Origin of the sequence: Streptomyces sp. NPDC051064 (assembly GCF_044455985.1) — a bacterium.
Classification (GTDB): Bacteria; Actinomycetota; Actinomycetes; order Streptomycetales; family Streptomycetaceae; genus Streptomyces.
In genome coordinates this window covers 862,058-888,955 of the sequence record NZ_JBITFK010000001.1, presented here as the reverse complement: position 1 = coordinate 888,955, position 26,898 = coordinate 862,058, and the positions used below count along the sequence as shown (strand labels likewise).

The following is a 26,898-nucleotide window of genomic DNA, read 5'->3' as shown; positions in this document are numbered from 1 at the left end:
TTGGTGACTCCAGGGTGTCCAAGTGTGGGCGCGCGAGCGTCCGGATGATGACATCTGAGCGCAGGTTGAGGCGTGATTCTCGCCACCCCTGAGGGGTGTTTGGCTCAGATGAGCGCTCTTTCGGTTGCTGTACTTCTCAAATGGCGGCACTGGGTGCCAGGAGGGTTTACTTTGATCGATCAAAGCATCCCCTACTCTGTGTCATCAAATCGGATCGGTTCGCACACTCATCGTGTTGATGACTTCAAGAGGTGAACGGATGCTCCCGTCGTCGTGTACCGGCGCGTTACTTTCGATCTGCTGGCGGACGGGTGGTTGAGCCCTCATGACGCGCAAGTGGCCGTACCCAGACACCTTCGATCTGGGTATGTTCCTCGCCGTCAGGGCAGCCACCGCGTCCTCGAGGAGTCGAGACCCGTGTCGGAACACAAAGATCCCCAGAAGTTCGTCTACGACTTCACCGAGGGCAACAAGGAGCTGAAAGATCTTCTTGGCGGCAAGGGTGCCAACCTCGCCGAGATGACCAACCTCGGGCTGCCCGTCCCTCCGGGCTTCACCATCACCACCGAGGCCTGCAAGGTCTACCTCGACAGCGGTGACGAGCCGGCCGAGCTGCGCGACGAGGTCAGTGCGCACCTCGAAGCGCTCGAGAAGCGGATGGGCAAGAACCTCGGCCAGGCCGACGACCCGCTGCTGGTCTCCGTCCGGTCCGGCGCGAAGTTCTCGATGCCCGGCATGATGGACACGGTCCTCAACATCGGCCTCTCCGACGCCTCGGTCGTGGGCCTCGCCGCCCAGGCCGGCGACGAGCGCTTCGCCTGGGACTCGTACCGCCGCCTCATCCAGATGTTCGGCAAGACCGTGCTCGGGGTCGACGGCGATCTCTTCGAGGAGGCGCTGGAGGCCGCGAAGGAGGCCAAGGGCGTCACCGTCGACGTGGACCTGGACGCGGCCGACCTCAAGAAGCTGGTCAAGGAGTTCAAGAAGATCGTCACCCGGGACGCGGGACGCGACTTCCCGCAGGACCCGCGCGATCAGATGGACCTGGCCATAAAGGCGGTCTTCGACTCGTGGAACACCGACCGGGCCAAGCTCTACCGCCGCCAGGAGCGCATCCCCGGCGACCTCGGCACGGCCGTCAACATCTGTTCGATGGTCTTCGGCAACCTCGGCCCCGACTCCGGTACGGGGGTCGCCTTCACCCGTGACCCGGCCAGCGGCCACCAGGGCGTCTACGGCGACTACCTCCAGAACGCGCAGGGCGAGGACGTCGTCGCGGGTATCCGCAACACGGTGGCGCTCGCCGACCTGGAGTCCATCGACAAGACGTCGTACGACCAGCTGATGAAGATCATGGAGACGCTGGAGACCCACTACAAGGATCTCTGCGACATCGAGTTCACCATCGAGCGCGGTCAGCTCTGGATGCTCCAGACGCGGGTCGGCAAGCGCACCGCCGGTGCCGCCTTCCGCATCGCCACCCAGCTCGTCGACCAGGGCCTCATCGACGAGGCCGAGGCGCTGCAGCGGGTCAACGGCGCCCAGCTCGCGCAGCTGATGTTCCCCCGCTTCGACGACGCGGCCAGGACCGTCCTGCTGGGGCGCGGGATCGCCGCGTCGCCGGGCGCGGCCGTCGGCAAGGCCGTCTTCGACTCCTACACCGCGGTCAAGTGGTCGCGGTCGGGCGAGAAGGTCATCCTGATCCGCCGGGAGACCAACCCCGACGACCTCGACGGCATGATCGCCGCCGAGGGCATCCTGACCTCGCGCGGCGGCAAGACCTCGCACGCCGCCGTCGTCGCCCGCGGCATGGGCAAGACCTGTGTCTGCGGTGCCGAGGAGATCGAGGTCGACACCAAGCGCCGCCGGCTCACGGTCGGGGACACCGTCGTGGAGGAGGGCGACCTCGTCTCCGTCGACGGTTCCACCGGCAAGGTGTACCTCGGCGAGGTACCGGTCGTACCCTCCCCGGTCGTCGAGTACTTCGAGGGCCGTATGCACGCGGGCGCCGACGACGCCGACGAGCTCGTCGCCGCCGTGCACCGGATCATGGCGTACGCCGACCGGGTGCGCCGGCTGCGTGTACGGGCGAACGCGGACAACGCCGAGGACGCCTCGCGGGCCCGTCGCTTCGGCGCCCAGGGCATCGGCCTGTGCCGCACCGAGCACATGTTCCTCGGTGAGCGCCGCGAGATGGTCGAGAAGCTGATCCTCGCGGACACCGACGACGAGCGCGAGGCCGCGCTGGCCGCGCTGCTGCCGCTCCAGAAGGCCGACTTCATCGAGCTGTTCGAGTCGATGGACGGGCTGCCCGTCACCGTACGGCTGCTCGACCCGCCGCTGCACGAGTTCCTGCCCGACATCACGGAGCTCTCCGTGCGGGTCGCGCTCGCCGAGTCCCGCAAGGACGCCAACGAGAACGACCTGCGTCTCCTGCAGGCCGTGCACAAGCTGCACGAGCAGAACCCGATGCTGGGCCTGCGCGGTGTCCGTCTCGGCCTGGTCATCCCGGGGCTGTTCGCGATGCAGGTCCGTGCGATCGCGGAGGCGGCGGCGGAGCGCAAGAACGCGAAGGGTGACCCGCGTGCGGAGATCATGATCCCGCTCGTCGGCACGGTCCAGGAGCTGGAGATCGTCCGCGAGGAGGCCGACGGCGTCATCGCGGAGGTCGAGGCCGCCACCGGCACGGAGCTGAGGCTGAGCATCGGCACCATGATCGAGCTGCCGCGCGCCGCGCTGACCGCCGGTCAGATCGCCGAGGCCGCCGAGTTCTTCTCCTTCGGCACGAACGACCTCACCCAGACGGTGTGGGGCTTCTCCCGCGACGACGTGGAGGCCTCGTTCTTCACCGCGTACCTGGAGAAGGGCATCTTCGGGGTCTCGCCGTTCGAGACGATCGACAAGGACGGCGTCGGCTCCCTCGTGCGCAGCGCCGTGGAAGCGGGCCGGGCCACCCGTCCGGACCTCAAGCTCGGCATCTGCGGTGAGCACGGCGGGGACCCTGAGTCGGTGCACTTCTTCCACGAGGTGGGCCTGGACTACGTCTCCTGCTCGCCCTTCCGCATCCCGGTGGCCCGGCTGGAAGCGGGCCGGGCCGCCGCAGGGCCGCGGGGCAGCGACAGCCGCTGAGGCCCGGCGGCCCCAGCGACCGCCACGACTCCGGATACCGCGGGCGGACCAGGACCCTCACCGGTCCCACGGCGGAAACCGGATTTCCCGGAAGCGGCGGCACCCTGTGCGGGGGTGCCGCCGCTTCGTCAATTGAACGGCGAACCGATGAATGCCGAACCAATTGGCGAAGAACCACTTGAACGGCGAACCATGAGAAGTGCTTGGCTTTTCACGGTTCGGTGCGCAAATCGGGGACGCACGGCCTGGATGCGGCCCGGGGATCCCCACCCCCGGGCCGCACCCGCTTACCCCTGCCGGGTACGGAGCCGCACCGTCGCTCACCGCCGCCGAACAGGCGAAGCCCCCCACGGCCCTCACCCGCTCTTTCGGTGACGCCGGATGCGTACCCGACGCCGTACAGCCTTTCGGCTGGCGGGGATACGGGCGAGACGTTTCAACTGTGGCCGAAACCCCGTGGTGACCTCCTGTGACGCTGTGCATACGATTCGATGGGGGCAATTGCGGGTGCAACAGGTGGGGGATCGGTGCTGCGTATCCATGTGTCCGGGGTGGACCTTTCGCGTGTGCGGATGGCCACGAGGCCGGACGCGATGTGGGAGACCATTCTCAGTTTTCACCGGCTGAGAGACCGCCGGGGTTCCACGGTGTTCGGGAAATGGCGGAAGGAATCCCGTACCCGGTTGAATGGTGAAGCACGTCTGCTGTCCGCGGTCGTTCCGCCGCGGGGCTATTTCCCCGACTTCCTGACGCCTTCCGGGCCGGGCGCCGAGCCATTCGGGCTCGACGCCGGAATGGAGGCCCTGCGCGACACGCCCGCGGACCGCATCCGGGAGGAACTCGGACTGCTGGCGGGGAACGCCCCCCACGCGCGACGGCCGTCCGGCGGCGCCCTCTCGGAGGCGCTGGCCGAAGGGCGTACGGAACCGCTGGGGCGGCTCATCTCCACCCTGCGCGCCTATCACCGCGCCGCGGTCGAGCCGTACTGGCCGCACATCCGGGCGAGCGTCGAGGCCGACCGCGCCGTCCGGGGCCGTGCCCTGCTGGACGGCGGCGCGGACGAGCTCCTGGCCACCCTGCCGCCGATGATCCGCTGGCGGGCCCCCGTGCTGGAGGCGGACTACCCCGTCGACCGGGAACTGCGCCTCGACGGGCGGGGCCTGCTCCTCCAGCCGTCGTACTTCTGCCGGGGCGCCCCCGTCGTCTACCGCGACCCGTGCCTCCCGCCGGTCCTCGTCTATCCGGTCACCCACCCCGGCGCCCCGTCCTACGCCGAACCCGGCCCCTGGCTCGGCCGGCTCGTGGGTCACACCCGCTCGGCGGTCCTCCGGTCCATAGGCAACGGCTGCACGACGAGCGAACTGGCCCGCAGGACCGGGGTCTCCCTGGCCTCGGCGAGCCAGCACGCCTGTGTGCTGCGCGAGGCCGGGCTGGTCCGCACCCTGCGCCACGGCAGCTCGGTCCTGCACACCCTCACCCCGCTGGGCTCCGCCCTGCTCAGGGGCGGAGCCCCGCTCGCCGTGCCCTGACCGTCAGCGGGGCCCGTCCTCCAGGAGGGCCTTCAGCGCGGCCAGGCGTTCCTTCCAGAACGCCTTGTACCGGGCGACCGCCTCCGCGTCCGCCAACTTCTCGTGGCCCACACCGAGGCGCGTACGGCCGTCCGGCAGTTCCTGGAGCCACAGCGTGAGCCGCCCGGCGTCCCCGGACGCGTCGCGGAATCCTGCGCTCAGCGACTTGCCCGGGCGCAGGCTGCGCACGGAGAGCTCCACGCCGGGCAGCCAGCGCTCACGGGTCTCCGGGGCGGTGAAGGCGTCCAGCACGCGCTCCGGAGCGGCCGTGAGCGTCCGGCTGCCCGAGGTGTTCCAGTCGCCGGCGGAGGACTGCCCGACCTGGCGCAGACCGCGTGACTGCTCGTACCCGACCGCGACCGACTGGGCGTACCAGCCGCCCATCCTGTGTTCGGTGCCGAGGAACGCGGCGATCTCCGCGTGGCTGCGCCGGGTGGCGTCCCAGGCGTCGAGTACGGCGAACCAGCCCGCCCAGTCCCGGCCGGTGGCCCCGCGCAGGGCGTCGTCCGACAGCTTCTCGGTGATTCTTCTGCCCGTCGGTCCGCTCATGGTCCGGGACGCTAGATGCGTCCACGGGGCGCGGCTCCACGGCGCGCGGAGAACTTTTGCGCCCGGAGCGATGAGTTCTCGGCGCTGCCGTCGTCTACCTCTCGTAAGCGCTCGTACGGAGAGCGCGGGAGCACCCAGGGTGCCGGACGGAAGAGTTGGGAACCATGCCTCAGATGATCTTCGTGAACCTGCCGGTCAAGGACCTCGGGACGACCAAGAACTTCTTCGGGAAGCTCGGCTTCGGCTTCAACCCGCAGTTCAGCGACGACTCGACGGCCTGTCTGGTCATCAGCGACACGATCTTCGCCATGCTGATCAGCGAGCCGCGCTTCAAGGACTTCACCAAGAAGGAGATCGCCGACGCGTCGAGAACGACCGAGGTCCTCCTCGCCCTGAGCGCGGAGAGCCGCGAGAAGGTCGACGAGATGGCCGACGCCGCGCTCGCCGCGGGAGGCTCGCCCGCCAACGAGACCCAGGACATGGGCTTCATGTACGGCCGCTCGTTCCAGGACCCGGACGGCCACATCTGGGAGGTCGTCTGGATGGACCCGGCGGCGGTCGAGGGACAGGCCTGAACCCTGGTCGGGCAGCGGTCGCTGAGCCGGCGCCGCGACCGCTGCCGTACGGGGCGGATCAGGAGCGGAACGGCCCCGTCACCTCGTAGGTGATACCGCCGGACGAGCTCCCGCTGGTGCCGCGCTGCGAGGAGAAGTAGAGCCGCCGGCCGTCCGGGGAGAAGGCCGGACCGGTGATCTCCGAACCCGACTGGCCGCTGATCCGCAGGAACGGGGCGACGGTGTCGTCAGGAGTGATCAGGCAGATCTCCATGTTCCCGCCGTCCTCGGCGACGTACAGGTCGCCCGAGGCGGCGCGGGTGACGTTGTCGACGCCGGTCAGCGGGGCTCCGCCGCCCGTGACGAGCGAGTCGTCGTAGGCGAGCGAGAGGGACGAGGTGTTCGCGTCGTACGCCCACACCCGGTTGTCGCCCTTGGTGGTGAACCAGCAGGTGCCCGCCGCGTAGAAGCAGCCCTCGCCGCCGTTGAAGACTTTGGCGCCGGAGATCTGGTAGCGGGTCTGGGTGGGCGAACCGTCAGGGTCGGGAACGGTCGTCCAGGTCACCGGGCCGCTGGTGCCGGTCCCCGCCACCAGCACCTGGAGGGTGCCGCCCGCCAGGTTGCCCCAGGTGGTGGGGCGGAAGCGGTAGAAGCGGCCGTCCGTCTCGTCCTCGGTCAGATAGACGTAGCCGTGGTCGGGGTCCGCAGCCGCGGCCTCGTGCTTGAACCGGCCCATCGCGGGGCGCTGCACGGCGGCGTTCACGCCCCACGGGTCGGTCTCGTACACGAATCCGCGGGTCACCTCCTCGCAGGAGAGCCAGGTGTTCCACGGGGTCCGGCCGCCCGCGCAGTTGGTGTTCGTACCGGAGAGGATCCGGTACGCCGAGGTGACGGTTCCCGAGGAGTCGAAGCGCACCGCGCTCGCCCCGCCGCCGCTGCTCGCGGACACCTCCGCGTTGGAGACGTAGATCCAGCCGCTGCCGTCGGTGAAGGTGGCACCGCCGTCCGGGGCGCTGTGCCAGGCGTACGAGGTGCCCGGGACGGTCTGCCCCGAGCGGGCGATGATCCTGCTGGTGAAGCCGCTCGGCAGCAGGATGCCGTTGCTGTTGGCGGCCTGCAGCGCACCGTAGGGGCCGGTGGCGGGCTGGGCCGGGTCCGCGAAGGCGGCACCCCGCCACAGGGTGCCGCCGAAGGCAGCCGCCGAGCTGCCGATCACGGCTGTGCGCAAGAAGGTCCGACGTTCCACGATCACTCCACGGGTGACGTGCTGGCCCGCCGGTCCGGTCGGCCCGGCGGGTCGAACGTCAGGACAGTAGAGGCGCGGAGTTGACGGAGCGTCAACTGAGGGTGAACGGACCGGAGTCAGTCCGCACGGACCGCGAAGACCGGCACCGTGACCTCGTCGTCGTCCAGGCAGGAGCCCGTCTCCAGGTCGAAGCGCTGCTTCAGCAGCGGCGACGCGACGAACGGGCGGCCCTCCACGGAGCCGATCAGGCCCCGGGAGAGGACGTACGCACCGGTGAACGGGTCACGGTTGTCGATCGCGTAGGCCCGCCCCGCCCGGTCCACGAACAGGGCTACCTGCCGGCCGTCCGGGAGGAGCGCCGCCACACCGCGCCCCGGGGTCAGCAGCGAACGGTCGCAGACCGTGAGCCAGCTGTCCCCGTCCGCGAGCCGGATCGACCGGGTGTCCTGCGCCGTTTCCATCGTCTGGGTCGTCATCAGGAAGAGGTCCCTTCAAGAGTACGGATGGCGAGCACCGGGCCCGCGAGGATGTCCAGGTCGGGCTTGACCTGGTCGCGCTCCGGGACGAACTTGACCGAGGGGTCGGGGGCGTCGGGGGCGTTCACGAAGGTGACGAAGCGCCGCAGCCGCTCCGGGTCGTTGATGGTCTCGGCCCACTCGTCGCGGTAGCCGGCGACGTGGTCCCTCATCAGCCGCTCCAGCTCGTCGCAGATCCCCAGCGAGTCGTGGACGACGACGTCACGGACGTGGTCCAGGCCGCCCTCGATCCTGTCCAGCCAGGTCGAGGTGCGCTCCAGCCGGTCCGCCGTGCGGATGTAGAACATGAGGAACCGGTCGATGAGCCGGACGAGTTCGGCGTCGGAGAGGTCCTGGGCGAGCAGGTCGGCGTGGCGCGGTGTCGCGCCGCCGTTGCCGCCGACGTAGAGGTTCCATCCCTGCGCCGTGGCGATGATCCCGAAGTCCTTGCCGCGCGCCTCCGCGCACTCGCGGGCGCATCCCGACACCGCCGACTTCAGCTTGTGCGGGGAGCGCAGACCCCGGTAGCGCAGCTCCAGGTCGATGGCCATCTTCACCGAGTCCTGCACGCCGTAGCGGCACCAGGTCTGTCCCACACAGGACTTGACCGTGCGCAGCGACTTCCCGTACGCGTGCCCGGACTCGAAGCCCGCGTCCACCAGACGCGTCCAGATCAGCGGCAGCTGGTCCACGCGGGCACCGAAGAGGTCGATGCGCTGACCTCCCGTGATCTTCGTGTAGAGGCCGAAGTCGCGGGCCACCTCACCGATCACGATCAGCTTCTCCGGGGTGATCTCACCGCCGGGGATGCGCGGCACGATGGAGTACGAGCCGTTGCGCTGGAGGTTGGCCAGGAAGTGGTCGTTGGTGTCCTGGAGGGCCGCCTGCTCGCCGTCCAGGACGTAGCCGCTCGCACCGACCGTCGGGGCCAGCGAGGCGATGATCGAGCCGACCGTCGGCTTGCAGACCTCGCAGCCGTCCCCGCCCCGGGCCGCCTCACGGCCGTGCGAGTCCAGCAGGTCCGCGTACGTCGTGACACCGAGGGTGCGGACGATCTCGTACAGCTCGCTGCGGGTGTACGCGAAGCAGCTGCACAGCCCCTGGTCCTCGGGCTGCGGCAGCAGCTGCCCGATGACCTTGACGCAACTCCCGCAGCCGGTACCGGCCTTGGTGCACTTCTTCACCTCGGGCAGCGTGGTGTGCTCGCAGATCGCGCCCTTGGTGACGTTGTGGCAGGAGCAGATCACGGCCTCGTCGGGCAGCGAGGACGGGCCGAGGGTGACCGGGCCGCCCGCGCCGGCCGGCAGCACCAGCTGCTCCGGGGCGACGGGCAGGACCGTGCCGGTCATCGGCCGCAGCGTGCCGTACTGGTCCGCGTCACCGACCAGGACACCGCCGAGCAGTGTGCCGTCCTGGCCGATCACCAGCTTCTTGTAGACGCCCGAGCGGGAGTCCGCGTACACGACGTCGAGGCAGCCCTCGGCCGCGCCGTGCGCGTCACCGAAGGAGGCGACGTCCACACCGAGCAGCTTCAGCTTCGTGGAGAGGTCGGCGCCGGTGAAGGAGGCGGCGTTGCCCGCGATCACCTCGGCGACCGCCAGCGCCATCTCGTAACCCGGCGCCACCAGCCCGTAGACCCGGCCGTCCGAGGCCAGCGCGCACTCGCCGATCGCGAAGACGGCGCTGTCCGAGGTGCGGCACTCCTCGTCGACGATGATGCCGCCGCGCGGGCCGACCGCCAGACCGCAGTCGCGGGCGAGCTGGTCCCGGGGGCGTACGCCGGCGGAGAAGACGACGAGGTCGGTCTCCAGGGAGGAGCCGTCCGACAGCGCCATGCCGTTGACCCGGCCGTCCTCGCCTGCCGTGACCTCCTGGGTGCCGACACCCGTGTGGACGGAGAGTCCCATGTTCTCGATGGTGCGCAGCAGCGCCGCGCCACCACCCTCGTCGACCTGGACGGGCATCAGCCGGGGGGCGAACTCCACGACGTGCGTGTCGAGTCCGAGCCCCTTCAGCGCGCCGGCGGCCTCCAGGCCGAGCAGCCCGCCGCCGACGACCGCGCCGGTCCTCGCGTTCTTCGCGTACTCCTCGATCGCGAGGAGGTCCTCGATGGTGCGGTAGACGAAACAGCCCTCGGCGTCCTTGCCGGGGACGGGCGGCACGAAGGGGTACGAGCCGGTGGCCAGCACCAGAGTGTCGTAGGAGAAGGTCTCCCCGGAGCGCGCGGTGACGGTGCGCGCCTCACGGTCGACACTCTCCGCCGGGTCACCGACGCGCAGCTCGATGCCGTGGCGCGCCATGAAGTCCGGCTCGACGAGCGAGAGGTCCTCCGGCGTCTTCCCGGAGAAGTACGAGGTCAGCTGCACCCGGTCGTACGCGGGGCGGGGCTCCTCGCAGAGCACGACGACCCTGGCGGTGCCCGCGGCGGCGGTCAGGCCACGGTCGGCGAGCGCTTCCAGGAACCGCTGTCCGACCATGCCGTGCCCGACGACCACGATCGTCGGCACGCCCGCGGTGGGGGCGGTCGGGGGAGTGGACACCGGCATCAGAAGCCTCCGTCGTTGGTGAGCAGGTGGAGCAGGGACATGTCGGCGGGGAGGGCGTCGTCGTCCTGCCAGGTCCGGGCGAGGGTGCCGACCGCGGCGAGATCGCCGAACAGCACCCCGCCCGCCAGCCGGTCGCCCCGGACGACGACCGTGCGGTACGCGCCCCGGGTGGCGTCGGCCAGCCGGATCACGTCGTCGCCGGGCATCGGGCGGGAGTCGCCGAAGGCGGCCAGGTCGAGCCCGCCGGCGGCCCCGGCGGTGACGGGGGTCGCGGCGGGGGAGCGCAGGGTGAGCCTGGTCAGGGCCCTGGTGCCCCCGTAGCGGGCGGGGCGGCCCGCCAGCACCTCGGCCAGGACGTCGGCTTGTTCGAGCGCTGCGCCCGCCAGCCCGTAGACCGTCCCGGCGTGTTCGGCGCAGTCGCCCACGGCGTGGATGTACGGGTCCGAGGTGCGCAGCTCGTCGTCCACGACGATGCCCTTGCGGACCTCCAGGCCGGCCGCCTGCGCCAGACCCGCCCTGGGGCGGACCCCGCAGGCCAGCACCGTGATCTCGGCCTCCAGCTCGTAGCCGTCGGCCATCTCCACGGCCCGCACCGCCGGGGTGTCCCCGTCGGTGCAGCGCAGTCCGCGCACCCGGCATTCGGTGTGCACCTCGACGCCGAGGCCCTCCAGGTGGCGGCGCAGCATCCCGGCCGCCTCGGCGTCCAGCTGCCGCTCCATGAGGTGCTCGCCCTGCTGGGCCAGCACCACCTGGGCGCCGCACTCGGCGAGAGCGCGGGCGGCCGACACCCCGAGGAGCCCGCCGCCGATGACGACGGCGCGCACTCCGGGGCGTACCGCGGCGCGCAGGGCCAGGCAGTCGTCGAGGGTGCGGAACGGGTGCACCCCGTCCGGCAGCGTGTGGCCGAGGCCCCGCAGCGGCGGCAGCACCGGGTTGGAGCCGGTGGCCAGCACCAGGCGCTCGTACCCGACGACACTGCCGTCGTCGCATTGCACCAGCCGGTCCGCCCGGTCGATCCGCACGACCCGCACCCCGCGCCGCACCTCGGCGGGCGGCAGCGAGATGACGTCCGGCTCGTACCGGCCGGCGAGCACCTCGGCCAGCAGCACCCTGTTGTACGGTGCGTGCGCCTCCTCGCCGATGACGGTGACACCGGGGACCCGGGCGGCGAGCCGCGCGCCCGCCATCCCGGCGCCGATCACCACCACCCGTGCCGCGTTCTCCGTCTGTGTCCTCATGTAGATGAGAGTGCGCGGCGGGTGTTACCCGACCGCATCCCTCCTGTTTCCCGGGAGGAACCTTGCGCTCAGCACGCGAAGAGGCCCTCTGTGAGGGCCGGGCAACTGGTTGGACTGGGCACCTATCGCTTGCCTAAGGTCGCGGACATGCCCGAGATGACGCTGACCACCCTCGTCCTGCTCTGCCTGGCCGCGGCGGTGGCCGGATGGATCGACGCGGTGGTGGGCGGCGGCGGGCTGCTCCTCCTGCCCGCACTGCTGCTGGGCCTCCCGCACGTCCCCGCCGCACACGTACTCGGCACCAACAAGGCCGTCGCCATCGTCGGCACCTCGGGCGCCGCCGTGACCTACGTACTCAAGGCGCCGGTGCGGGTGGGCGCCGCCGTGCGGATCGGGCTCATGGCGCTCGTGGGATCGATGACAGGTGCCTTCTTCGCGGCGGGCATCAGCAGTGACGTCCTGCGTCCGGTGATCATGGTGGTGCTGCTCGCCGTCGCGGCCTTCGTGATGCTGCGCCCGTCCTTCGGCACGGCGGCGGCCGGTGACACGGGGAAGAAGGTCACCCGGGCCCGTACGGTCACCGCGATCGTGCTGGTGGGCGGAGGCATCGGCTTCTACGACGGGCTCTTCGGGCCGGGCACGGGCACCTTCCTGGTGCTGGCGCTGACCGCGGTGCTCCACCTCGACCTGGTCACCGCCTCCGCGACCGCGAAGATCGTGAACGTCTGCACCAACGGCGGGGCGCTGGCGATGTTCGCCTACCAGGGCACCGTCCTGTGGCAGCTGGCCGCGCTGATGGCCGTATTCAATCTGGCGGGCGGGATGCTCGGGGCGCGGATGGCGCTCAGGAAGGGCAGCGACTTCGTCCGCGGGGTGCTGCTGGTCGTGGTGTTCTCGCTGGTCGCCAAGCTCGGCTTCGACCAGTGGACGGCCTGACCGGAGCGGTCGGGCCGGGGCCGGGGAGCGGTCGGATCGACGCGCGTCGGCCGGTGGGCGGTCGGATCGACGCGCCTCCGCCTCGGCCGGTGAGCCCTCAGCGCACCTTGGTGAGGTGGGCGTACGCCACCACGTTGCCCTGGTATCCCGTCTCGCGGGTGAAGCCGCCGCCGCAGGTGATCAGTCGCAGCGAGGCGTGCGGAGTGTCGCCGTAGACGCGCCTGTCCGGGAACTCGTCGTTCTCGTACACCTCGACCGCGTCGACCGAGAAGACGGCGGTGCTGCCGTCCCCGCGGTCGATCTCGACCCCGGACCCCTTCTTCAGGGACCCCAGGCCGTAGAACACGGACGGCCCCTCGGCGTTGTCGACATGCCCGGCCACTATCGCGGTGCCCTTGGCGCCGGGCGGTGTGCCGCCCTCGAACCAGCCCGCGAGGTTGCGGTTCCCGGCGGGCGGTGCGTCGAGGCTGCCGTCCGCGGTCAGCCCGAGACCCGTCATGGGTGCGTCCACACCGATGCCGGGGATACGGATCCTGACCGGTTCGGAGGGGCGCAGCGGATCGGCGACCCGGGTGCCCGGGCGCGGTTCGGGGCCGGCCGCGAAGGCCTCGGCGGTGGACGGCTGGGGGGCGACGGTGCGGATGACCGCGCCGTTGTGGACCAGCCATATGCCGCACAGTGCGGCGACGCCCGCCAGCCAGACCCTCGCTCTCAGTGCCGTCCTGTCCACGTCTCGTCCTTCGCCGGTCGTCCTCGGTGACGCGTGCCGTCCTCAGTGACGCGGGCCGTCGGCGCGGCGGCGGCGCACGAGCAGGAGACCGCTGATGGCCGCGGCTCCGACGAGGCCGGCGCCCGCGGCGAGCTGGGCGGTGTCGGGGGCGGCGCTGCCGCCGACACCCGTCCCGACATGGCCGGAAGGCCGGCTGGGGCTGGGCGAGGTCGTGGGCCTGTGCCCCGGCGGCACGGGCGGTTCGGCGGATCCCGGGTCGGTCGCGTGCGGGGGCACGGGTTCGGGGCGGTTTCCCGTTCCGGGTGCAGTCCCCGCGCCCGTCCCGGGCCGCTGGAGCGTTCCGGCCTCGTCCCCGGTCCCTGTGCCGCTCTCCTCCTCGGTCTCCGTCTCCGGCCAGGAGGACCCCGGCACCGCTGCCGGATCCTCGGCCGTCTCCAGGCCCGCGAGCGGATCCGGACCGTCGGCCGGACCGGGATCCCCGGCCTCCAGGTCTTCGAGCGCCCCCAGCTCATCGGCCGCCCCGCCGCTCTCGCAGAAGGCGGCCGCGTCCACGTCGGCCGAGCCCTCCTCGGCGGCGCAGTCCGCCGCGCCGGGCGCGGCCGTCGCCGCGGTGAGCTCCGGTCTGCCGAGGCTGTCCGCGTGCGCGGACGGGATGGCGAGGCCGAGCGCGGCGGCGGTGAGGGCCGCGGCGGCGGTACCGGTCACGAGACGGGCAGGGCTGCGCATGGAAATCCTCCGGGCAGACGGATGTGTCCTGCCTCCGAGGTAAGTGGCCCCGCCCCCCGGCCGCATGCTGACGCGTGGTCAGCTTTCACCCGTACGGACCCGGGGAGCGCGCCCGTCCGACCGGACCCGCGCAGGTCGCGGCGGTGACGGAGGCCGATCACCCCGCCTGTGCCGACCGGGTGAGCCCGCCCTCAGCTGAGTGTGATGCAGAACACACGAATGAGCCTCCGTCGGCCGGGCAAACGGTCTCTACCCCCCCACGGGACGGCAGCCCCCCGCCGACCCCACGGCAACCGCCCTCACCGGCCCGCCCCCCCCGGGACCGGTGAGGGCGGTCTCCTTCCCCTCCGCGGTTCAGCTCCCCCGAGGGCCGTTCCCGTCCGTCGCGGACCACTCGATGTCCGGAGGGCGAACGCGGGCGCACCGCGGCTGCCCCCTGCCGTCGGTCAGGCGCAGCCGCGCGGTGAGATGCCCCGTCCGCGAGGCCGCCTCCAGGACCTCCGGGCCGATGTCGCCCATCATCAGCTTGGCGCGGCGGAACATCGTGAAGAGGCCGGAGTCGTCCACGGTGCCCCAGGACAGGTAGACGAAGCGCCCTCCCAGCCGGTTCTGCACGTACGGCCCCGACACCTCGACGCCCTCCGCGGTGGATACGGCGGTGCAGTCCAGCGTCCAGGAGGCGTGAGCCGCGTCGCCCGGGTGCAGGCCGAGCAGTTCGCCCGGCCGGTCCTTGCGCTGCACGCCGACGTGGATGTTGTCGAAACCGGCGAAGTCGGTGTCGGGGCCGCAGGTGCGGCCCGGGAGTTCCGATGCTTCGATATGGATCTGCATGGCCCCATGCTCCCGCATGCCCGGGTGGTCAGACGGCGTCGCGAGGGGTGGCCTCGTACACCTGACCGAGCAGCTTCATCAGGTCCTCGTCGACGGTGAATGCTGTGTCGTCGATCCGGTGGACCGGCGCGATGCCCTGCGAGTTCGTGACGAACGCCGCCCGGTACGCGTCCAGCCCGTCCAGCGTCACTCCGCGCCGCACCGAGGGCCGGTCCGTCCGTGCGAGTCCGCTCTCCAGCAGCGACATGGTGATGCCGGTCAGCGCCGGGGCGTCCGGCCAGACGACCGAAGTGCCGTCCCAGAAACCGATGTTGGTGATCGATCCCTCGGTCACCATGCCGCCGGGCGAGGTCAGCAGCGCCTCGTCGAACCCCGCCCGCCGTGCCTGCTGCCCGTAATAGATCTGGCAGAACTCGCCGGGGCGCTTGATGTGCGGCAGCGAGCGCGCGAACGGGACCGACATCAGGCTCTGCGGTGCGCCGTCCGCACGGGCGGGCTCCCGCACCGTCACCATCGGCACCGTCGCCGCGCTGTCCGGTGGCATGAAGGCGTGGACCCGGACCGACGCTTCCCGTGCCCCGGCGCCGTCGAGCGCGTGCCCGATCAGTTCACGCACGCGCTCCCCGTCCAGGGGCAGGCCGAACAGTTCCCGGTTCGCGGAGTCCAGCCGGTCCAGATGCAGTGCGAGGCCTCGTACGGTGCGGCCCCTGACCTGCATCGCGGTGAAGTGGCCGTAGCTCGCGAAGGCCGGGATCCGCAGATCGTCCCCGGTGGCGGGGCGGCCGTCGAACTCGACGTAGAGGTCCGGTGCGAAGATCGTCATGGCCTCCAGCGTAGGTGTCGCACCACGGCGCTTGACCTCAATCGTGGTCGAGGTGTGAGTCTGCGGTGCATGGACCTCGACACAGCTGTTCCCACTCCGTCCGACGCCCCGCTGAAGGTCGCCGTCATCCTCGGCAGCAACCGCGAGGGCCGCTTCGGGCCCGTCGTCGCCGAATGGTTCCTCGGGCGGGCGGCCGGCCACCCGGACATCGAGACCGAGCTGATCGATGTCGCCGAGACCGAACCGCCTGCCACCGGGGCCGCCGAGGTGGCCCCCCGGCTGGCACACGCCGACGCCTTCGTCGTACTGACCCCCGAGTACAACCACTCCTACCCGGCCCCGCTGAAGAACCTCATCGACCGGCACTTCGCCGAATGGCAGGCCAAGCCCGTCGCGTTCGTGTCGTACGGCGGAATCTCCGGCGGCCTGCGGGCCGTCGAACACCTCCGCCAGGTCTTCGCCGAACTGCACGCCGTCTCCATCCGCGACACCGTCTCCTTCCACCACGCGGGCGCGCTCTTCGACGACCGGGGCGTGCACAAGGACCCGGCCCAGGTCGACGGGGCGGCCAAGAGGATGCTCGACCAGCTGGTCTGGTGGGGCCGCGCCCTGCGCGAGGCCAGGATCCGGCACCCGTACGCGGGCTGACCCCGCGAGCGCCGACAATCGAAGGGCACGGACGCCGAGAACGAGGAGACCCGGGATGACCGAGCCCGCATGGCTGACCGTACTGACCACGACGGACAGCGAGGAGAAGGCCCACGCCCTGGCCCGGGGCGCGGTGGACGCACGGCTCGCCGCCTGCGCCCAGATCTCGGGGCCCGTCACCTCCGTCTACCGGTGGCAGGACGCCGTCGAGACCGCCCAGGAATGGCAGGTGCTGTTCAAGACGGCGGCCAGGCGTTACGACGAGCTGGAGGCCCACCTCGTCGCGGTCCACGGCTACGGGACGCCCGAGATCATCGCGACGCCCGTCGTGCGCGGCAGCGACCGCTACCTCGCCTGGGTGTCCGCGGAGACGGCGCCCGACGCGACGCTGTGACCGGCGTCCCGCTGCCCTTCTTCGTATACGGCACGCTGCTCCCGGGGGAGCCCAACCACGACCGGTTCCTCCGGGGGCGTACCCGTGGGGAACGGCCGGCCGTGCTGCCGGGCGCCCTCCTCTACGAGGGCCCGGGCTATCCGTACGCGATCGAGGGCCACGGCACCGTCCACGGCGCGCTGGTCACCGCCGCGCCCGGGGCGTACGCGGAACTGCTCGGGCTCCTGGACGACCTGGAGCAGTACCTGGGGCCGGACCACCCGCGCAATCTGTACGAGCGGGTGGTCCGCCGGGCCGTCCCCGCGCCGCTGCCGGACGCGCCCGGATCCGCCGAGCCCGGTTCCGCCGAGCCCGTGCGCGCTTGGGTGTACCTCGCCGCCACAGCCGTCGCCCGCTCCCTGCGCACCGGCGGCACACCCGTACCGGGCGGCGACTGGCTCAGCCGGCCGCTTCCACCCGCACGGCGCACACCTTGAACTCCGGCATGCGCGACACCGGGTCCAGCGCCGGGTTCGTCAAGGAGTTGGCCCGGCCCGCGCCCGGCCAGTGGAACGGCATGAACACGGTGTCCTGCCGGATCGCCACGGTGATCCGCGCCGGTGCCACCGCCCGCCCCCGCCGCGAGGTGACCGCGACGTCCTCGCCCTCGGCCACCCCGATCCGCTCGGCGAGCCGGGGATGCAGCTCCACGAAAGGCCCGGGGGCGGCTGCGTTCAGCTCGGCCACCCGGCGGGTCTGCGCCCCCGACTGGTACTGGGACACGACCCGCCCGGTGGTCAGCACCACCGGGTACTCCGCGTCCGTCTCCTCCGCGGCGGCCCGGTGCGTGACGGGGACGAACCGGGCCCGGCCGTCGTCCGTGGCGAACCGCTCCAGGAACAGCCTCGGCGTCCCGGCGTGCTCCTCGTCCGGGCACGGCCAGAACACCCCGTCCTCCGACGCGATCCGGGCGTAGGTGATGCCCGCGTAGTCGGCGGGACCGCCCGCCGAGGCCCTCCGCAGCTCGTCGAAGACCTCCTCCGGATCGGCCGGGAAGCCCTTTCCGTGCCCCAGGAGGCCGGCCAGCGCGTTCAGCACCTCCAGATCGCTGCGCACCCCCTCCGGCGGGGTGACCGCGCGCTGCCGCAGCAGCACCCGGCCCTCCAGGCTGGTCGTCGTCCCGCTCTCCTCCGCCCACTGCGTCACCGGCAGCACCACATCGGCCAGCGCCGCCGTCTCCGACAGCACCACATCCGCGACCGCCAGGAAGTCCAGCGACTTCAGCCGCTCCTCGATGTGCCCCGCGTGCGGCGCCGACACGACCGGGTTGGACCCCATGACCAGCAGCGACCGCACATCCCGCCCCAGGGCGTCCAGCAGCTCGTACGCACTGCGCCCCGGCCCCGGCAGCGCATCGGGGTCGACGCCCCAGACCCCGGCCACATGGCGCCGAGCGGCCGGATCGGTGAGCTTGCGGTAGCCGGGCAGCTGGTCGGCCTTCTGGCCGTGCTCCCGGCCGCCCTGCCCGTTGCCCTGGCCGGTCAGACAGCCGTACCCGGACAGCGGGCGGCCCGCCCGGCCGGTGGCCAGGCAGAAGTTGATCCACGCGCCGACCGTGTCCGTCCCCTTCGACTGCTGCTCGGGACCCCGTGCGGTGAGCACCATTCCGCTCTCCGCCCCGCAGAACATCTCCACGGCCTCGCGCAGCTGCGGCACCGGCACCCCGGTGAGGCGCTCCACCAGCTCCGGCCAGTGCGCCATGGCGCCCGCCCTGGCCTCGTCCCAGCCGCTCGTCCGGGTGCGGACGAACTCCTCGTCCACCCGGCCGTCCGCCACGACCAGATGCAGCATGCCCAGCGCGAGGGCGAGGTCGGTGCCCGGCCGGGGCGCCAGGTGGAGATCCGCGTGCTCGGCGGTCCGGGTCCGGCGCGGATCGATGACGATCAGCCGGCCGCCGTTCTCCCGCAGCTCGGTCAGATAGCGCAGCGCGGGCGGCATCGTCTCCGCGAGATTCGAGCCGACAAGGATCACGCACCCGGTCCGGGGGATGTCCTCCAGCGGAAACGGCAGCCCACGGTCGAGACCGAAGGCCCGCTGGTGCGCGGCGGCCGCCGAGGACATGCAGAAGCGGCCGTTGTAGTCGATCTGCGAGGTGCCGAGCACCACCCGGGCGAACTTCCCCAGGGCGTACGCCTTCTCGTTGGTGAGACCGCCCCCGCCGAAGACGCCCACGGCGTCCGCGCCGTGCTCCGCGCGCGTCCCGCGCAGCCCGTCCGCGATCCTCTCCAGCGCCTCGTCCCAGCTCGCCGGCGCCAGCTCACCGCTCTCGCCGCGCACGAGGGGCCCCGTCAGCCGCACCCCCGCGGCGAGCACGGCGGGAGCCGTGCGCCCCTTGCCGCACAGGGCTCCCCGGTTGACGGGGAATTCCGTACGCTCCACGACCTCGACCACCCCGCCGTCGGTGACCGGTCGCAGCTTCATGCCGCACTGGAGCGCGCAGTACGGGCAGTGGGTGGACGTCTCGGTGCGGGCCATACACCCAGCGTGCGAGGCGGGTATTACGAGTGCCGGTGCGTCCGGTTACGCCCCCGGTACGCACACCTCAGCCCGCCCCGCCCGCCGCCGTGAGGTCACCCGCGAGCGCCTCCTCCACCCCCGGCTCCCGCGGCCCCAGGAAGTGCGGGTCCGGCTCGAACACCACGTCCAGGAGCGCCTTGCCCGCCGCGAACACCTCCCGCGTCCCGCCGTAGTACCAGGTGACATCGTGTACGTCGTCGGCTCCCACCCCGTACGCGTCGATCCCGGCCGAGCGGCACAGGGCGATCGCCCGCCGTATGTGGAAGCCCTGGCTCACCAGGACGGCCCGGTCGACCCCGAATATCTTCTTGGCCCGGACGCAGGAGTCCCATGTGTCGAAGCCCGCGTAGTCGCTGACGATCCGGCCGTCGGGCACCCCGCGCGCCGTGAGGTACGTGCGCATGGCGTCCGGTTCGTCGTACTCCACGCGGCTGTTGTCCCCGGTGACCAGCAGGGCCCGGACCTTGCCCGCCCTGTACAGCTCGGCGGCGGTGTCCAGCCGGTGCGCGAGATACGGCGAGGGCCTGCCCTCCCGCAGCCCCGCCCCGAACACCACGGCGACCTCCCGCGCCGGGGCGTCGGCCGTCGTCCGCACCCGGGCTTCCGCCGTGGTGTGCAGCCAGGCCGCGGGCGCCAGCGCCACCGCGCAGACGAACATCAGCGCCTGCACCAGCCGCCGCTGCCCCCGCCGGGTCCGCGGCAGCCGCGGCCGCGCGGCCGTGAGCCCTCCCAGCGCCACGCGCCCCACATGGCGGAGCCCTCCCGGTGTCCTCAGCCGCATGCCCGCGCCCCCCGCGCTCGTACCTGAGTCCCTCAGGAAAAGGACGAACGACGAGGACGAAAGGTTCGCGGCCGATGCGAATTCACGCTCCGGTGTGAACACGCACTGACACCCAGGGCCCCCACCCTGTGAGCCAGAGGCAAACACCCGTCACCGGTGCGAAACGGCCCGGCAACGTCCGCCCGGCACCATCGGTGCATGACGGAGACGGCACCGGAACAGCCTCGTGAGCCCCTGCCCCTCGACAGCACGGCGCAACTCCTCACCCGTATCACCGCCCAGCTCGGAACCCAGCTCAGCCTCGTCTCCCCGAACGGAACCCGCAGGCCTATGCACCGCATCCGGAGATCCGCCCCGACCCTGGTCGCCGTCGCGCACGGCAGCCGGGACCCGCAGGCCCTGCGCACCGTCCTGGAGCTCCTGGACCGGGTACGGGAGCTGCGGCCCGCCCTCGACGTCCGGCTCGGCCACATCGAGCTGAACGAGCCCCTGCTGCCGGACACACTGGACGGCATCGGGCGGGGTGACGCCGTGCTCGTGCCCCTGCTGCTCGGCCGCGGCCACCACGTCCGGCACGACCTGCCCCTCGCCGCGGCGGCCGCGGGCCACCTCCGGACCCGGGTGGCAGCCCCGCTCGGACCGCACCCGCTGCTCGTCGAGGCCCTGTACGAGCGACTGGCCGAGGCAGGCTGGCGGGACGAGGACGGCACGAGCCGCGACGCCGCCGTCGTGCTCGCCGCCGCCGGATCGCGCGACCCCGACTCGGACGTCGACGCGCGCCGCACCGCCGCCATGCTCAGCGACCGCCTCGGCGGGGTGCCCGTCGTGCCCGCCTACGCCTCGGCGGCCACCCCCGACGTGTCCACCGCCCTGCGCGCACTCGCCGCCCGCGGCCGCCACCGGGTGGCCCTCGCCTCCTACTTCACGGCCCCCGGCCGCTTCGCGACCGTCTCGGCCGCCGCCGCCCCGGGCGTCGCCGCCGCCCCGCTGGGCGCGCACCCCGCCATGGCGCGCCTCCTGCTGCACCGCTACGACCAGACCCTCAGCGGCACCGCGTCCGCCCACGCACCCCTGGCACACCCGTACCTGCTCGCCACCGCCTGACCGTTCCTGTCAGCCCGCCGGTCTAATCTCGGGAACATGGACGGTACGCACGACCCCAGGGACACGCCCTACGGCACCGCTGACACCGAGCGCTGGGACACCGAGCCCGACAAACGGCCCGGACGTACGGCCTTCCAGCGCGACCGCGCCCGGGTGCTCCACTCCGCCGCCCTGCGCAGGCTCGCCGGCAAGACCCAGGTCGTCACGCCGGGCACCCGCGGCCTGTCCTGGGACGCCAGCCCCCGCACCCGGCTCACCCACTCCCTGGAGTGCGCCCAGGTCGGCCGGGAGCTCGGAGCCGCGCTCGGCTGCGACCCCGACCTCGTGGAGGCGGCCTGCCTCTCCCACGACATGGGCCACCCGCCCTTCGGGCACAACGGCGAACAGGCGCTCAACGACTTCGCGTCGGACTGCGGAGGCTTCGAGGGCAACGCGCAGTCGCTGCGCCTGCTGACCCGCCTGGAACCCAAGCGTTTCGTCCGCGATCCCCGCAGCGGGGAGCTCGTCAGCGTCGGGCTCAATCTGACCCGTGCCGCCCTGGACGCCGCCACGAAGTACCCCTGGCCCCGGGGCGCGCACCCCACCGACCCCGACTCGCCGAAATTCGGGGTGTACGAGGACGACCTGCCGATCTTCGCCTGGATCCGCGAGGGCGCGCCTCAGGACGGCAGATGCTTCGAGGCCCAGGTCATGGACTGGTCCGACGACGTCGCCTACTCGGTGCACGACTTCGAGGACGGGCTGCACGCCGGGCACGTCGACCCCGGCTGCCTCTTCTCCGAGCCGGAGCGCGCGGAGATCTGGGGCGTCGCCATCGGACGGTACGTCCCGGCGGGCACCGACCCCCAGGAGCTCGCCGACGCCCTCGACCGGCTCACCGCCCAGGAGTGGTGGCCGCACGGCTACGACGGCACGGCGGTGGCCCAGGCCCGGCTGAAGGACGCGACGAGCCAGCTCATCGGCAGGTTCTGTCTCGCAGCCGAGGCCGCGACCCATTCCGCCTACGGACCCGGCCGGATCGGCAGGTACGGCGCCGAGCTGATCGTCCCGCGCGAGGTGCGCAACGAGTGCGCCGTGCTCAAGGCCGTCGCGGACCGTTACGTCATGCAGCGCGCCGAGCAGGAGGTCATCCGCGCCGATCAGCGGATCGTCATCGCCGAGCTCGCCGCCGCGCTCACCGCCCGCGCGCCCGAAGGACTCGAACCGCAGTTCCGTGTGCTGTACGCGTCGGCCGCCGACGACCGGGCCCGCAAGAGGGTCCTCGTCGACCAGATCGCCGCGCTGACGGACGCCTCCGCACGATCCCTCCACGGGAGCCTCACGGGTGTTGGGCAGACTGGACCATGACCGGGCCACATGCCAGCGGCGGTGACCTGATCGGGGCACACCCTCTTTCGCCATCACGCTGCGTGCGGGACGCTCGCAGGTGGCGGCGCCGCGCAGCACAGTACCGAGGAGGCAGCAAGTGGTCGACGCACATCGGACGTTCGTCATCATCGGCGGAGGGCTCGCCGGAGCGAAGGCGGCCGAGACACTCCGGGCGGAGGGCTTCAGCGGCCGGGTGATCCTCATCGGCGACGAGCGCGACCACCCGTACGAGCGACCGCCCCTGTCCAAGGGGTACCTGCTGGGGAAGGACGAGCGGGACTCCGTGTTCGTCCACAGGACCGCCTGGTACGCGGGTGCCGACATCGAGCTCCACCTCGGCCAGGTGGTCACCTCCATCGACCGGGCCGGCCGCTCCGTGCAGCTCGGCGACAACACGGTCGTCCACTACGACAAGCTGCTGCTCGCCACGGGCGCGGAGCCCCGCCGTCTCGACATCCCGGGCACCGACCTCGTCGGCGTCCACCACCTGCGGCGTCTCGCCCACTCCGACCGGCTGCGCAACGTCCTCGCCGCCCTCGGCCGCGACAACGGCCACCTGGTGATCGCCGGAGCCGGCTGGATCGGCCTGGAGGTCGCCGCGGCGGCCCGCGGCTACGGCGCGGAGGTCACCGTCGTCGCCCCCTCGCCGACCCCGCTGCACCACGTCGTCGGCCCGGAGGTCGGCCAGATCTTCACCGAGCTGCACGCGGAGCACGGCGTCCGTTTCCACTTCGGCGCCCGCCTCACCGAGATCACCGGACAGGACGGCCTGGTCCTCGCGGCCCGTACCGACGACGGCGAGGAGCACCCCGCCCACGACGTGCTCGCCGCGATCGGCGCAGCCCCGCGCACCTCGCTCGCCGAGGCCGCAGGGCTCGACATGGCGGGCCGGGCCGAGGGCGGCGGTGTCGTCGTCGACGCCTCGCTGCGTACGTCCGACCCGCACATCTACGCCGCCGGGGACATCGCGTCCGTGGACCATCCGCTCCTCGGCGGCCGGCTGCGCGTGGAGCACTGGGCGAACGCCCTGAACAGCGGACCGGCTGCCGCGAAGTCCATGCTCGGCCAGGACGTGTCGTACGACCGGGTGCCGTACTTCTTCTCCGACCAGTACGACCTCGGCCTGGAGTACTCCGGCTGGGCCCCGCCCGGTTCGTACGACCAGGTCGTCATCCGGGGCGACGCCGGCAAGCGCGAGTTCATCGCCTTCTGGCTGAAGGACCGCAGGGTTCTCGCCGGGATGAACGTCAATGTGTGGGACGTCACCGAAAGCATCCAGAAGCTGATCAAGGCCGCCCGGCCGGTCGACCCGGACACCCTGGGCGACCCCTCGGTGCCCCTGGAATCCCTGCTCTGACCGGTGGCCCGGACATCCGGGGCGGGGCGGCGCCCGGGGGCGTGCCCCCGCCGCCGCCGGTCCCGGATGCCCGGCCCCGCCCGTAGACTTCACGCGTGGCAGGCAGGATCAATGACGACGACGTGAAGGCGGTCCGGGACGCGGTCCCGATCGACGCCGTCGTGTCCGAGTACCTTCAGCTGCGCAACGCGGGCGGCGGAAACCTCAAGGGCCTCTGCCCCTTCCACGACGAGAAGTCCCCCTCCTTCCAGGTGAGTCCGGCCAAGGGCCTGTTCCACTGCTTCGGCTGCCAGGAGGGCGGCGACACGATCGCCTTCGTGATGAAGATCGATCACCTCACCTTCTCCGAGACGGTCGAACGCCTCGCCGGCCAGGCGGGCATCACCCTGCGGTACGAGGAGGGCGGCTACAACCCCTCCCACCAGCGCGGCGAGCGCATCCGCCTGGTCGAGGCCCACAAGATCGCCGCGGACTTCTACCGCGAGCAGCTGAACGGCCCGGAGGCGGAGATCGGCCGGGCGTTCCTCGCCGCGCGCGGCTTCGACCAGGACGCGGCGGCCCACTTCGGCGTCGGCTACAGCCCCGCCGGCTGGGACCACCTCACCCGCTATCTGCGCGGCAAGGGCTTCAGCGACAAGGAGCTCATCAGCTCCGGTCTCTCCCAGGACGGCCGCCGCGGCCCCATCGACCGCTTCCGCGGCCGGCTGATGTGGCCGATCAGCGACACCTCGGGCGACATCGTCGGCTTCGGCGCCCGCAAGCTCCGTGACGACGACAACGGCCCGAAGTACCTCAACACCCCCGAGACCTCGATCTACAAGAAGTCCCAGGTGCTGTACGGCATCGACCTGGCCAAAAAGGACATCGCCAAGGCGAGCCGCGCCGTCGTCGTCGAGGGCTACACCGATGTCATGGCCTGCCACCTCGCCGGGGTCACCACCGCCATCGCCACCTGCGGCACCTCGTTCGGCAACGACCACATCAAGATCCTCCGACGGCTCCTGATGGACAACGGCAGCGCCCGGGTCATCTTCACCTTCGACGGTGACGCCGCGGGCCAGAAGGCGGCCCTGCGCGCCTTCGAGGACGACCAGAAGTTCGCCGCCGAGACGTACATCGCGATCGCCCCGGACAACATGGACCCGTGCGACCTGCGGCTCGCCAAGGGCGACGACGCCGTCCGGGACCTGGTCGAGCCCCGCACCCCGCTCTTCGAATTCGCGCTCCGCCAGATCGTCGGCCGGTACGACCTGGAGACCCCGGCCGGCCGGGCCGCCGCGCTCGACGAGGCCGCGCCCGTCGTCGCCAAGATCAAGACGAGCAGCGTGCAGCGAGAGGTGGCCGTCCAGCTCGCCGGCTTCGTCGGCATCCTCGACCAGGAATTCGTCGTCCACCGGGTCAACCAGCTCGCCCAGTGGGCCCGCGGGCGGGGAGACCAGCGAGGACCCGCGTCGGCCTCCCGTAGCGGCAACGCGCAGCACCAGCAGGTCCAGGCCCCCGCCACCCCGCCCGGCCCCGCGCTCAACCTCCGAAGCCCCGCGCACCGCACCGAGCGCGAGCTGCTCAAGCTCGCTCTGCAGAAGCCCGCCCTGGTCTCCCCGGCGTTCGACGCCTACGGAGTCGACGAGTTCACCGCCCCGCCCTACGCCGCCGTGCGCCAGTGCATCGCCGAGGCGGGCGGCGCGGAGCTGGGCGTCGCCGAGACCCGCGAGTATCTGGTCCAGGTGCTCGACGCGACCCCCGACGACACGGTGCGCAAGCTCGTCACCGAGCTCGCGGTCGAGGTCTTCCACGGCAAGACCATCGACGAGTCGTACGCGGGCCAGCACCTCGTCAACGTCCGCCTTCGCGCCGTCGACCGCAGGATCGACGACGTCCAGAGCAGCCTCGCCCGCCTCGGCAGCAATGTCGCCCCGGACCATCTGGCTGCCGCGCAGAACGAGGTCTGGGTCCTTCAGCAGTACGCACAGTCGCTGCGGAGCCACGGCGCCGACGCCCTCTGAGCCGGAAGCGCAACCCGTTACGCTCCGGACGCAAAAAGTCACCGCACGCCCCTCGTGGCGGCGATGTGTCGTACCCCACACTGGGTGACGGTTCCTGAGTCGTCGGAGCGCGGCCGGTCCGCCCGGGGCGGACCTCCATCCCCGCGGTCCGCCAGCGATCACCTGGAGGTCGCCCCCGTGCAGACCCGGACCGTGCCGACCACGACCGAGCATGTCCCGGCGATTCCCGCGCAGAACCGGGTCACACGTCACCCGGAGACGGCGGGCACGCCCCGAACGGTGCTGGAGGAACCGGTGGAGCCCCCGGAGGCCTCCGAACCGCGGAGCCGCCCGGATGCGGGCGGACCGACCTCCGACCTCTTCCGCCAGTACTTACGGGAGATCGGGCGGATACCGCTGCTCAGCGCCGCCGAGGAGGTCGACCTCGCCCGCCGTGTCGAGGCGGGACTCTTCGCCGAGGAACGGCTCGCCTCCACCCCCGACCCCGACTCCCGGCTCGCCTTCGACCTGGACCGGCTCGTGGTCATGGGGCGGATGGCGAAGCGCCGGCTCATCGAGGCCAACCTCCGCCTCGTGGTCTCCGTGGCCAAGCGCTATGTGGGCCGGGGCCTGACCATGCTCGACCTGGTCCAGGAGGGGAACCTCGGACTGATCAGGGCGGTCGAGAAGTTCGACTACGCCCGGGGCTACAAATTCTCCACGTACGCGACATGGTGGATCCGCCAGGCGATGTCCCGCGCGCTGGCCGACCAGGCCAGGACCATAAGGGTCCCTGTGCATGTCGTCGAGCTGATCAACCGGGTCGTCCGCGTCCAGCGCCGTCTGCTCCAGGAACGCGGCTACGAGCCCACCGCCGAAGAGGTCGCGGCCCAGCTCGACCTGACCCCCGAACGCGTCGGCGAGGTCCTGCGCCTAGCCCAGGAACCCGTCTCCCTGCACGCCCCCGTCGGCGAGGAGGACGACGTCGCCTTCGGCGACCTCATCGAGGACGGCGATGCCGCCTCACCCGTGGAGTCCGCCGCCTTCCTCCTGCTGCGCGAACACCTGGAGGCGGTGCTCTCCACCCTCGGGGAGCGGGAGAGGAAGGTCGTCCAGCTCCGCTACGGGCTCGACGACGGGCGGCCCCGCACGCTCGAGGAGATCGGACGGATCTTCGGCGTGACACGCGAACGCATCCGCCAGATCGAGTCCAAGACGCTCGACAAGCTGCGGGACCACGCCTTCGCCGACCAGCTGCGCGGCTACCTCGATTGAGCGGGGCCGGGCTCCGCCCACCTGGGCCGAGCCCGGCCCGCC

General features: G+C 71.9%; 23 protein-coding genes. 12 read left to right on the top strand and 11 right to left on the bottom strand.

Features of this window, described 5'->3' with window-relative positions; all coding sequences use genetic code 11:
• Positions 1–417: 417 nt before the first annotated feature.
• Positions 418–3,129, top strand: a complete 2,712-nt coding sequence (gene ppdK / locus ACIBCU_RS04255) for a pyruvate, phosphate dikinase (protein ID WP_362933047.1) — start codon at positions 418–420, stop codon at positions 3,127–3,129.
• A gap of 527 nt (positions 3,130–3,656) precedes the next feature.
• Entirely contained in the window at positions 3,657–4,658 is a 1,002-nt protein-coding gene (locus ACIBCU_RS04250; RefSeq protein ID WP_362933050.1) for a helix-turn-helix domain-containing protein, read from the top strand.
• Positions 4,659–4,661: 3 nt separating this feature from the next.
• On the opposite strand, the gene ACIBCU_RS04245 is transcribed toward ACIBCU_RS04250, so the two are convergent.
• Positions 4,662–5,246 carry a hypothetical protein gene (locus ACIBCU_RS04245; protein ID WP_399229120.1) on the bottom strand — a complete coding sequence of 195 codons (585 nt, stop codon included), beginning with the start codon at positions 5,244–5,246 and terminating at the stop codon, positions 4,662–4,664.
• Between the two features lie 164 nt (positions 5,247–5,410).
• On the opposite strand from ACIBCU_RS04245, the gene ACIBCU_RS04240 reads away from it, so the two are divergent.
• Entirely contained in the window at positions 5,411–5,821 is a 411-nt protein-coding gene (locus tag ACIBCU_RS04240; protein WP_362933055.1) for a VOC family protein, read from the top strand.
• A gap of 58 nt (positions 5,822–5,879) precedes the next feature.
• On the opposite strand, the gene ACIBCU_RS04235 is transcribed toward ACIBCU_RS04240, so the two are convergent.
• The 4 genes from ACIBCU_RS04235 to ACIBCU_RS04220 all read right to left on the bottom strand — a co-directional run bounded on the left by ACIBCU_RS04235 (position 5,880) and on the right by ACIBCU_RS04220 (position 11,345).
• Entirely contained in the window at positions 5,880–7,046 is a 1,167-nt protein-coding gene (locus tag ACIBCU_RS04235; protein WP_399229118.1) for an alkaline phosphatase PhoX, read from the bottom strand.
• Positions 7,047–7,162: 116 nt separating this feature from the next.
• Positions 7,163–7,522: a nitrite reductase small subunit NirD gene (nirD, locus tag ACIBCU_RS04230; RefSeq protein WP_399229116.1), complete on the bottom strand. Its 360-nt coding sequence runs from the start codon at positions 7,520–7,522 to the stop codon at positions 7,163–7,165.
• On the bottom strand, positions 7,522–10,107 hold the full coding sequence (gene nirB, locus ACIBCU_RS04225; RefSeq protein WP_399229115.1) for a nitrite reductase large subunit NirB: 2,586 nt from the start codon (positions 10,105–10,107) through the stop codon (positions 7,522–7,524). The genes nirD and nirB overlap by 1 nt, the downstream gene beginning before the upstream one ends.
• Positions 10,107–11,345, bottom strand: coding sequence for an FAD-dependent oxidoreductase (locus ACIBCU_RS04220; protein WP_362933067.1), 1,239 nt, complete (start codon positions 11,343–11,345; stop codon positions 10,107–10,109). The genes nirB and ACIBCU_RS04220 overlap by 1 nt, the downstream gene beginning before the upstream one ends.
• A gap of 147 nt (positions 11,346–11,492) precedes the next feature.
• Between ACIBCU_RS04220 and ACIBCU_RS04215 the strand changes: the two genes are divergently transcribed.
• Positions 11,493–12,281, top strand: coding sequence for a sulfite exporter TauE/SafE family protein (locus ACIBCU_RS04215; RefSeq protein ID WP_399229112.1), 789 nt, complete (start codon positions 11,493–11,495; stop codon positions 12,279–12,281).
• A gap of 97 nt (positions 12,282–12,378) precedes the next feature.
• Here ACIBCU_RS04215 and ACIBCU_RS04210 read toward each other — a convergent pair whose 3' ends face one another.
• From ACIBCU_RS04210 to ACIBCU_RS04195, 4 genes are all read right to left on the bottom strand, one after another.
• Entirely contained in the window at positions 12,379–13,011 is a 633-nt protein-coding gene (locus ACIBCU_RS04210) for a class F sortase (RefSeq protein WP_399229110.1), read from the bottom strand.
• Positions 13,012–13,053: 42 nt separating this feature from the next.
• Positions 13,054–13,737, bottom strand: coding sequence for a hypothetical protein (locus ACIBCU_RS04205; RefSeq protein WP_362933076.1), 684 nt, complete (start codon positions 13,735–13,737; stop codon positions 13,054–13,056).
• A 354-nt stretch (positions 13,738–14,091) separates the two neighbouring features.
• The gene (locus ACIBCU_RS04200; protein ID WP_362933079.1) at positions 14,092–14,568 is read right to left on the bottom strand and encodes a DUF5990 family protein; all 477 of its coding nucleotides are present in this window, start codon (positions 14,566–14,568) and stop codon (positions 14,092–14,094) included.
• A 28-nt stretch (positions 14,569–14,596) separates the two neighbouring features.
• A complete protein-coding gene (locus tag ACIBCU_RS04195) occupies positions 14,597–15,391 on the bottom strand; it encodes an aminotransferase class IV (RefSeq protein ID WP_362933082.1) in 795 nt (264 codons plus the stop codon).
• A 69-nt stretch (positions 15,392–15,460) separates the two neighbouring features.
• Here ACIBCU_RS04195 and ACIBCU_RS04190 point away from each other — a divergent pair, with 69 nt between their 5' ends.
• Genes ACIBCU_RS04190 through ACIBCU_RS04180 form a run of 3 tightly spaced genes read left to right on the top strand, consistent with a single transcriptional unit; the run spans position 15,461 to position 16,909 of the window.
• A complete protein-coding gene (locus ACIBCU_RS04190) occupies positions 15,461–16,039 on the top strand; it encodes an NADPH-dependent FMN reductase (RefSeq protein ID WP_399229107.1) in 579 nt (192 codons plus the stop codon).
• Between the two features lie 55 nt (positions 16,040–16,094).
• The gene (gene cutA / locus ACIBCU_RS04185; protein WP_399229104.1) at positions 16,095–16,433 is read left to right on the top strand and encodes a divalent-cation tolerance protein CutA; all 339 of its coding nucleotides are present in this window, start codon (positions 16,095–16,097) and stop codon (positions 16,431–16,433) included.
• Positions 16,430–16,909, top strand: a complete 480-nt coding sequence (locus tag ACIBCU_RS04180; RefSeq protein WP_362933091.1) for a gamma-glutamylcyclotransferase family protein — start codon at positions 16,430–16,432, stop codon at positions 16,907–16,909. Before cutA ends, ACIBCU_RS04180 begins: the two co-directional genes overlap by 4 nt.
• Here ACIBCU_RS04180 and ACIBCU_RS04175 read toward each other — a convergent pair.
• Both ACIBCU_RS04175 and ACIBCU_RS04170 read right to left on the bottom strand, forming a co-directional pair.
• A complete protein-coding gene (locus ACIBCU_RS04175; RefSeq protein WP_399229102.1) occupies positions 16,872–18,947 on the bottom strand; it encodes a molybdopterin oxidoreductase family protein in 2,076 nt (691 codons plus the stop codon). The two genes, ACIBCU_RS04180 and ACIBCU_RS04175, sit on opposite strands and share 38 nt — an antisense overlap.
• Positions 18,948–19,014: 67 nt before the next feature.
• A complete protein-coding gene (locus ACIBCU_RS04170) occupies positions 19,015–19,770 on the bottom strand; it encodes an ElyC/SanA/YdcF family protein (RefSeq protein WP_362933097.1) in 756 nt (251 codons plus the stop codon).
• Between the two features lie 198 nt (positions 19,771–19,968).
• Here ACIBCU_RS04170 and ACIBCU_RS04165 point away from each other — a divergent pair, with 198 nt between their 5' ends.
• The 5 genes from ACIBCU_RS04165 to ACIBCU_RS04145 all read left to right on the top strand — a co-directional run bounded on the left by ACIBCU_RS04165 (position 19,969) and on the right by ACIBCU_RS04145 (position 26,856).
• Positions 19,969–20,874: a sirohydrochlorin chelatase gene (locus tag ACIBCU_RS04165; protein ID WP_399229099.1), complete on the top strand. Its 906-nt coding sequence runs from the start codon at positions 19,969–19,971 to the stop codon at positions 20,872–20,874.
• 36 nt (positions 20,875–20,910) lie between these two features.
• Positions 20,911–22,221 (top strand): deoxyguanosinetriphosphate triphosphohydrolase, encoded by a 1,311-nt coding sequence (locus ACIBCU_RS04160; protein WP_399229097.1) that lies wholly within the window; start codon positions 20,911–20,913, stop codon positions 22,219–22,221.
• A 118-nt stretch (positions 22,222–22,339) separates the two neighbouring features.
• Complete coding sequence (locus ACIBCU_RS04155) at positions 22,340–23,599, top strand: FAD-dependent oxidoreductase (RefSeq protein ID WP_362933106.1); 1,260 nt, start codon at positions 22,340–22,342, stop codon at positions 23,597–23,599.
• Between the two features lie 95 nt (positions 23,600–23,694).
• Entirely contained in the window at positions 23,695–25,602 is a 1,908-nt protein-coding gene (gene dnaG, locus ACIBCU_RS04150) for a DNA primase (RefSeq protein ID WP_362933109.1), read from the top strand.
• Positions 25,603–25,779: 177 nt separating this feature from the next.
• Complete coding sequence (locus ACIBCU_RS04145) at positions 25,780–26,856, top strand: RNA polymerase sigma factor (RefSeq protein ID WP_399229094.1); 1,077 nt, start codon at positions 25,780–25,782, stop codon at positions 26,854–26,856.
• The last annotated feature ends 42 nt before the right edge of the window (positions 26,857–26,898 follow it).

What these genes read in the sequence shown, in the direction of transcription:
- ACIBCU_RS04245 (WP_399229120.1), bottom strand. Translation starts at nt 5,246, where the DNA reads ATGAGCGGACCGACGGGCAGAAGAATCACCGAGAAGCTGTCGGACGAC.
- ACIBCU_RS04240 (WP_362933055.1), top strand. Translation starts at nt 5,411, where the DNA reads ATGCCTCAGATGATCTTCGTGAACCTGCCGGTCAAGGACCTCGGGACG.
- nirD (WP_399229116.1), bottom strand. Translation starts at nt 7,522, where the DNA reads ATGACGACCCAGACGATGGAAACGGCGCAGGACACCCGGTCGATCCGG.
- nirB (WP_399229115.1), bottom strand. Translation starts at nt 10,107, where the DNA reads ATGCCGGTGTCCACTCCCCCGACCGCCCCCACCGCGGGCGTGCCGACG.
- ACIBCU_RS04220 (WP_362933067.1), bottom strand. Translation starts at nt 11,345, where the DNA reads ATGAGGACACAGACGGAGAACGCGGCACGGGTGGTGGTGATCGGCGCC.
- ACIBCU_RS04215 (WP_399229112.1), top strand. Translation starts at nt 11,493, where the DNA reads ATGCCCGAGATGACGCTGACCACCCTCGTCCTGCTCTGCCTGGCCGCG.
- ACIBCU_RS04205 (WP_362933076.1), bottom strand. Translation starts at nt 13,737, where the DNA reads ATGCGCAGCCCTGCCCGTCTCGTGACCGGTACCGCCGCCGCGGCCCTC.
- ACIBCU_RS04200 (WP_362933079.1), bottom strand. Translation starts at nt 14,568, where the DNA reads ATGCAGATCCATATCGAAGCATCGGAACTCCCGGGCCGCACCTGCGGC.
- ACIBCU_RS04195 (WP_362933082.1), bottom strand. Translation starts at nt 15,391, where the DNA reads ATGACGATCTTCGCACCGGACCTCTACGTCGAGTTCGACGGCCGCCCC.
- ACIBCU_RS04190 (WP_399229107.1), top strand. Translation starts at nt 15,461, where the DNA reads ATGGACCTCGACACAGCTGTTCCCACTCCGTCCGACGCCCCGCTGAAG.
- cutA (WP_399229104.1), top strand. Translation starts at nt 16,095, where the DNA reads ATGACCGAGCCCGCATGGCTGACCGTACTGACCACGACGGACAGCGAG.
- ACIBCU_RS04175 (WP_399229102.1), bottom strand. Translation starts at nt 18,947, where the DNA reads ATGGCCCGCACCGAGACGTCCACCCACTGCCCGTACTGCGCGCTCCAG.
- ACIBCU_RS04170 (WP_362933097.1), bottom strand. Translation starts at nt 19,770, where the DNA reads ATGCGGCTGAGGACACCGGGAGGGCTCCGCCATGTGGGGCGCGTGGCG.
- ACIBCU_RS04165 (WP_399229099.1), top strand. Translation starts at nt 19,969, where the DNA reads ATGACGGAGACGGCACCGGAACAGCCTCGTGAGCCCCTGCCCCTCGAC.
- ACIBCU_RS04160 (WP_399229097.1), top strand. Translation starts at nt 20,911, where the DNA reads ATGGACGGTACGCACGACCCCAGGGACACGCCCTACGGCACCGCTGAC.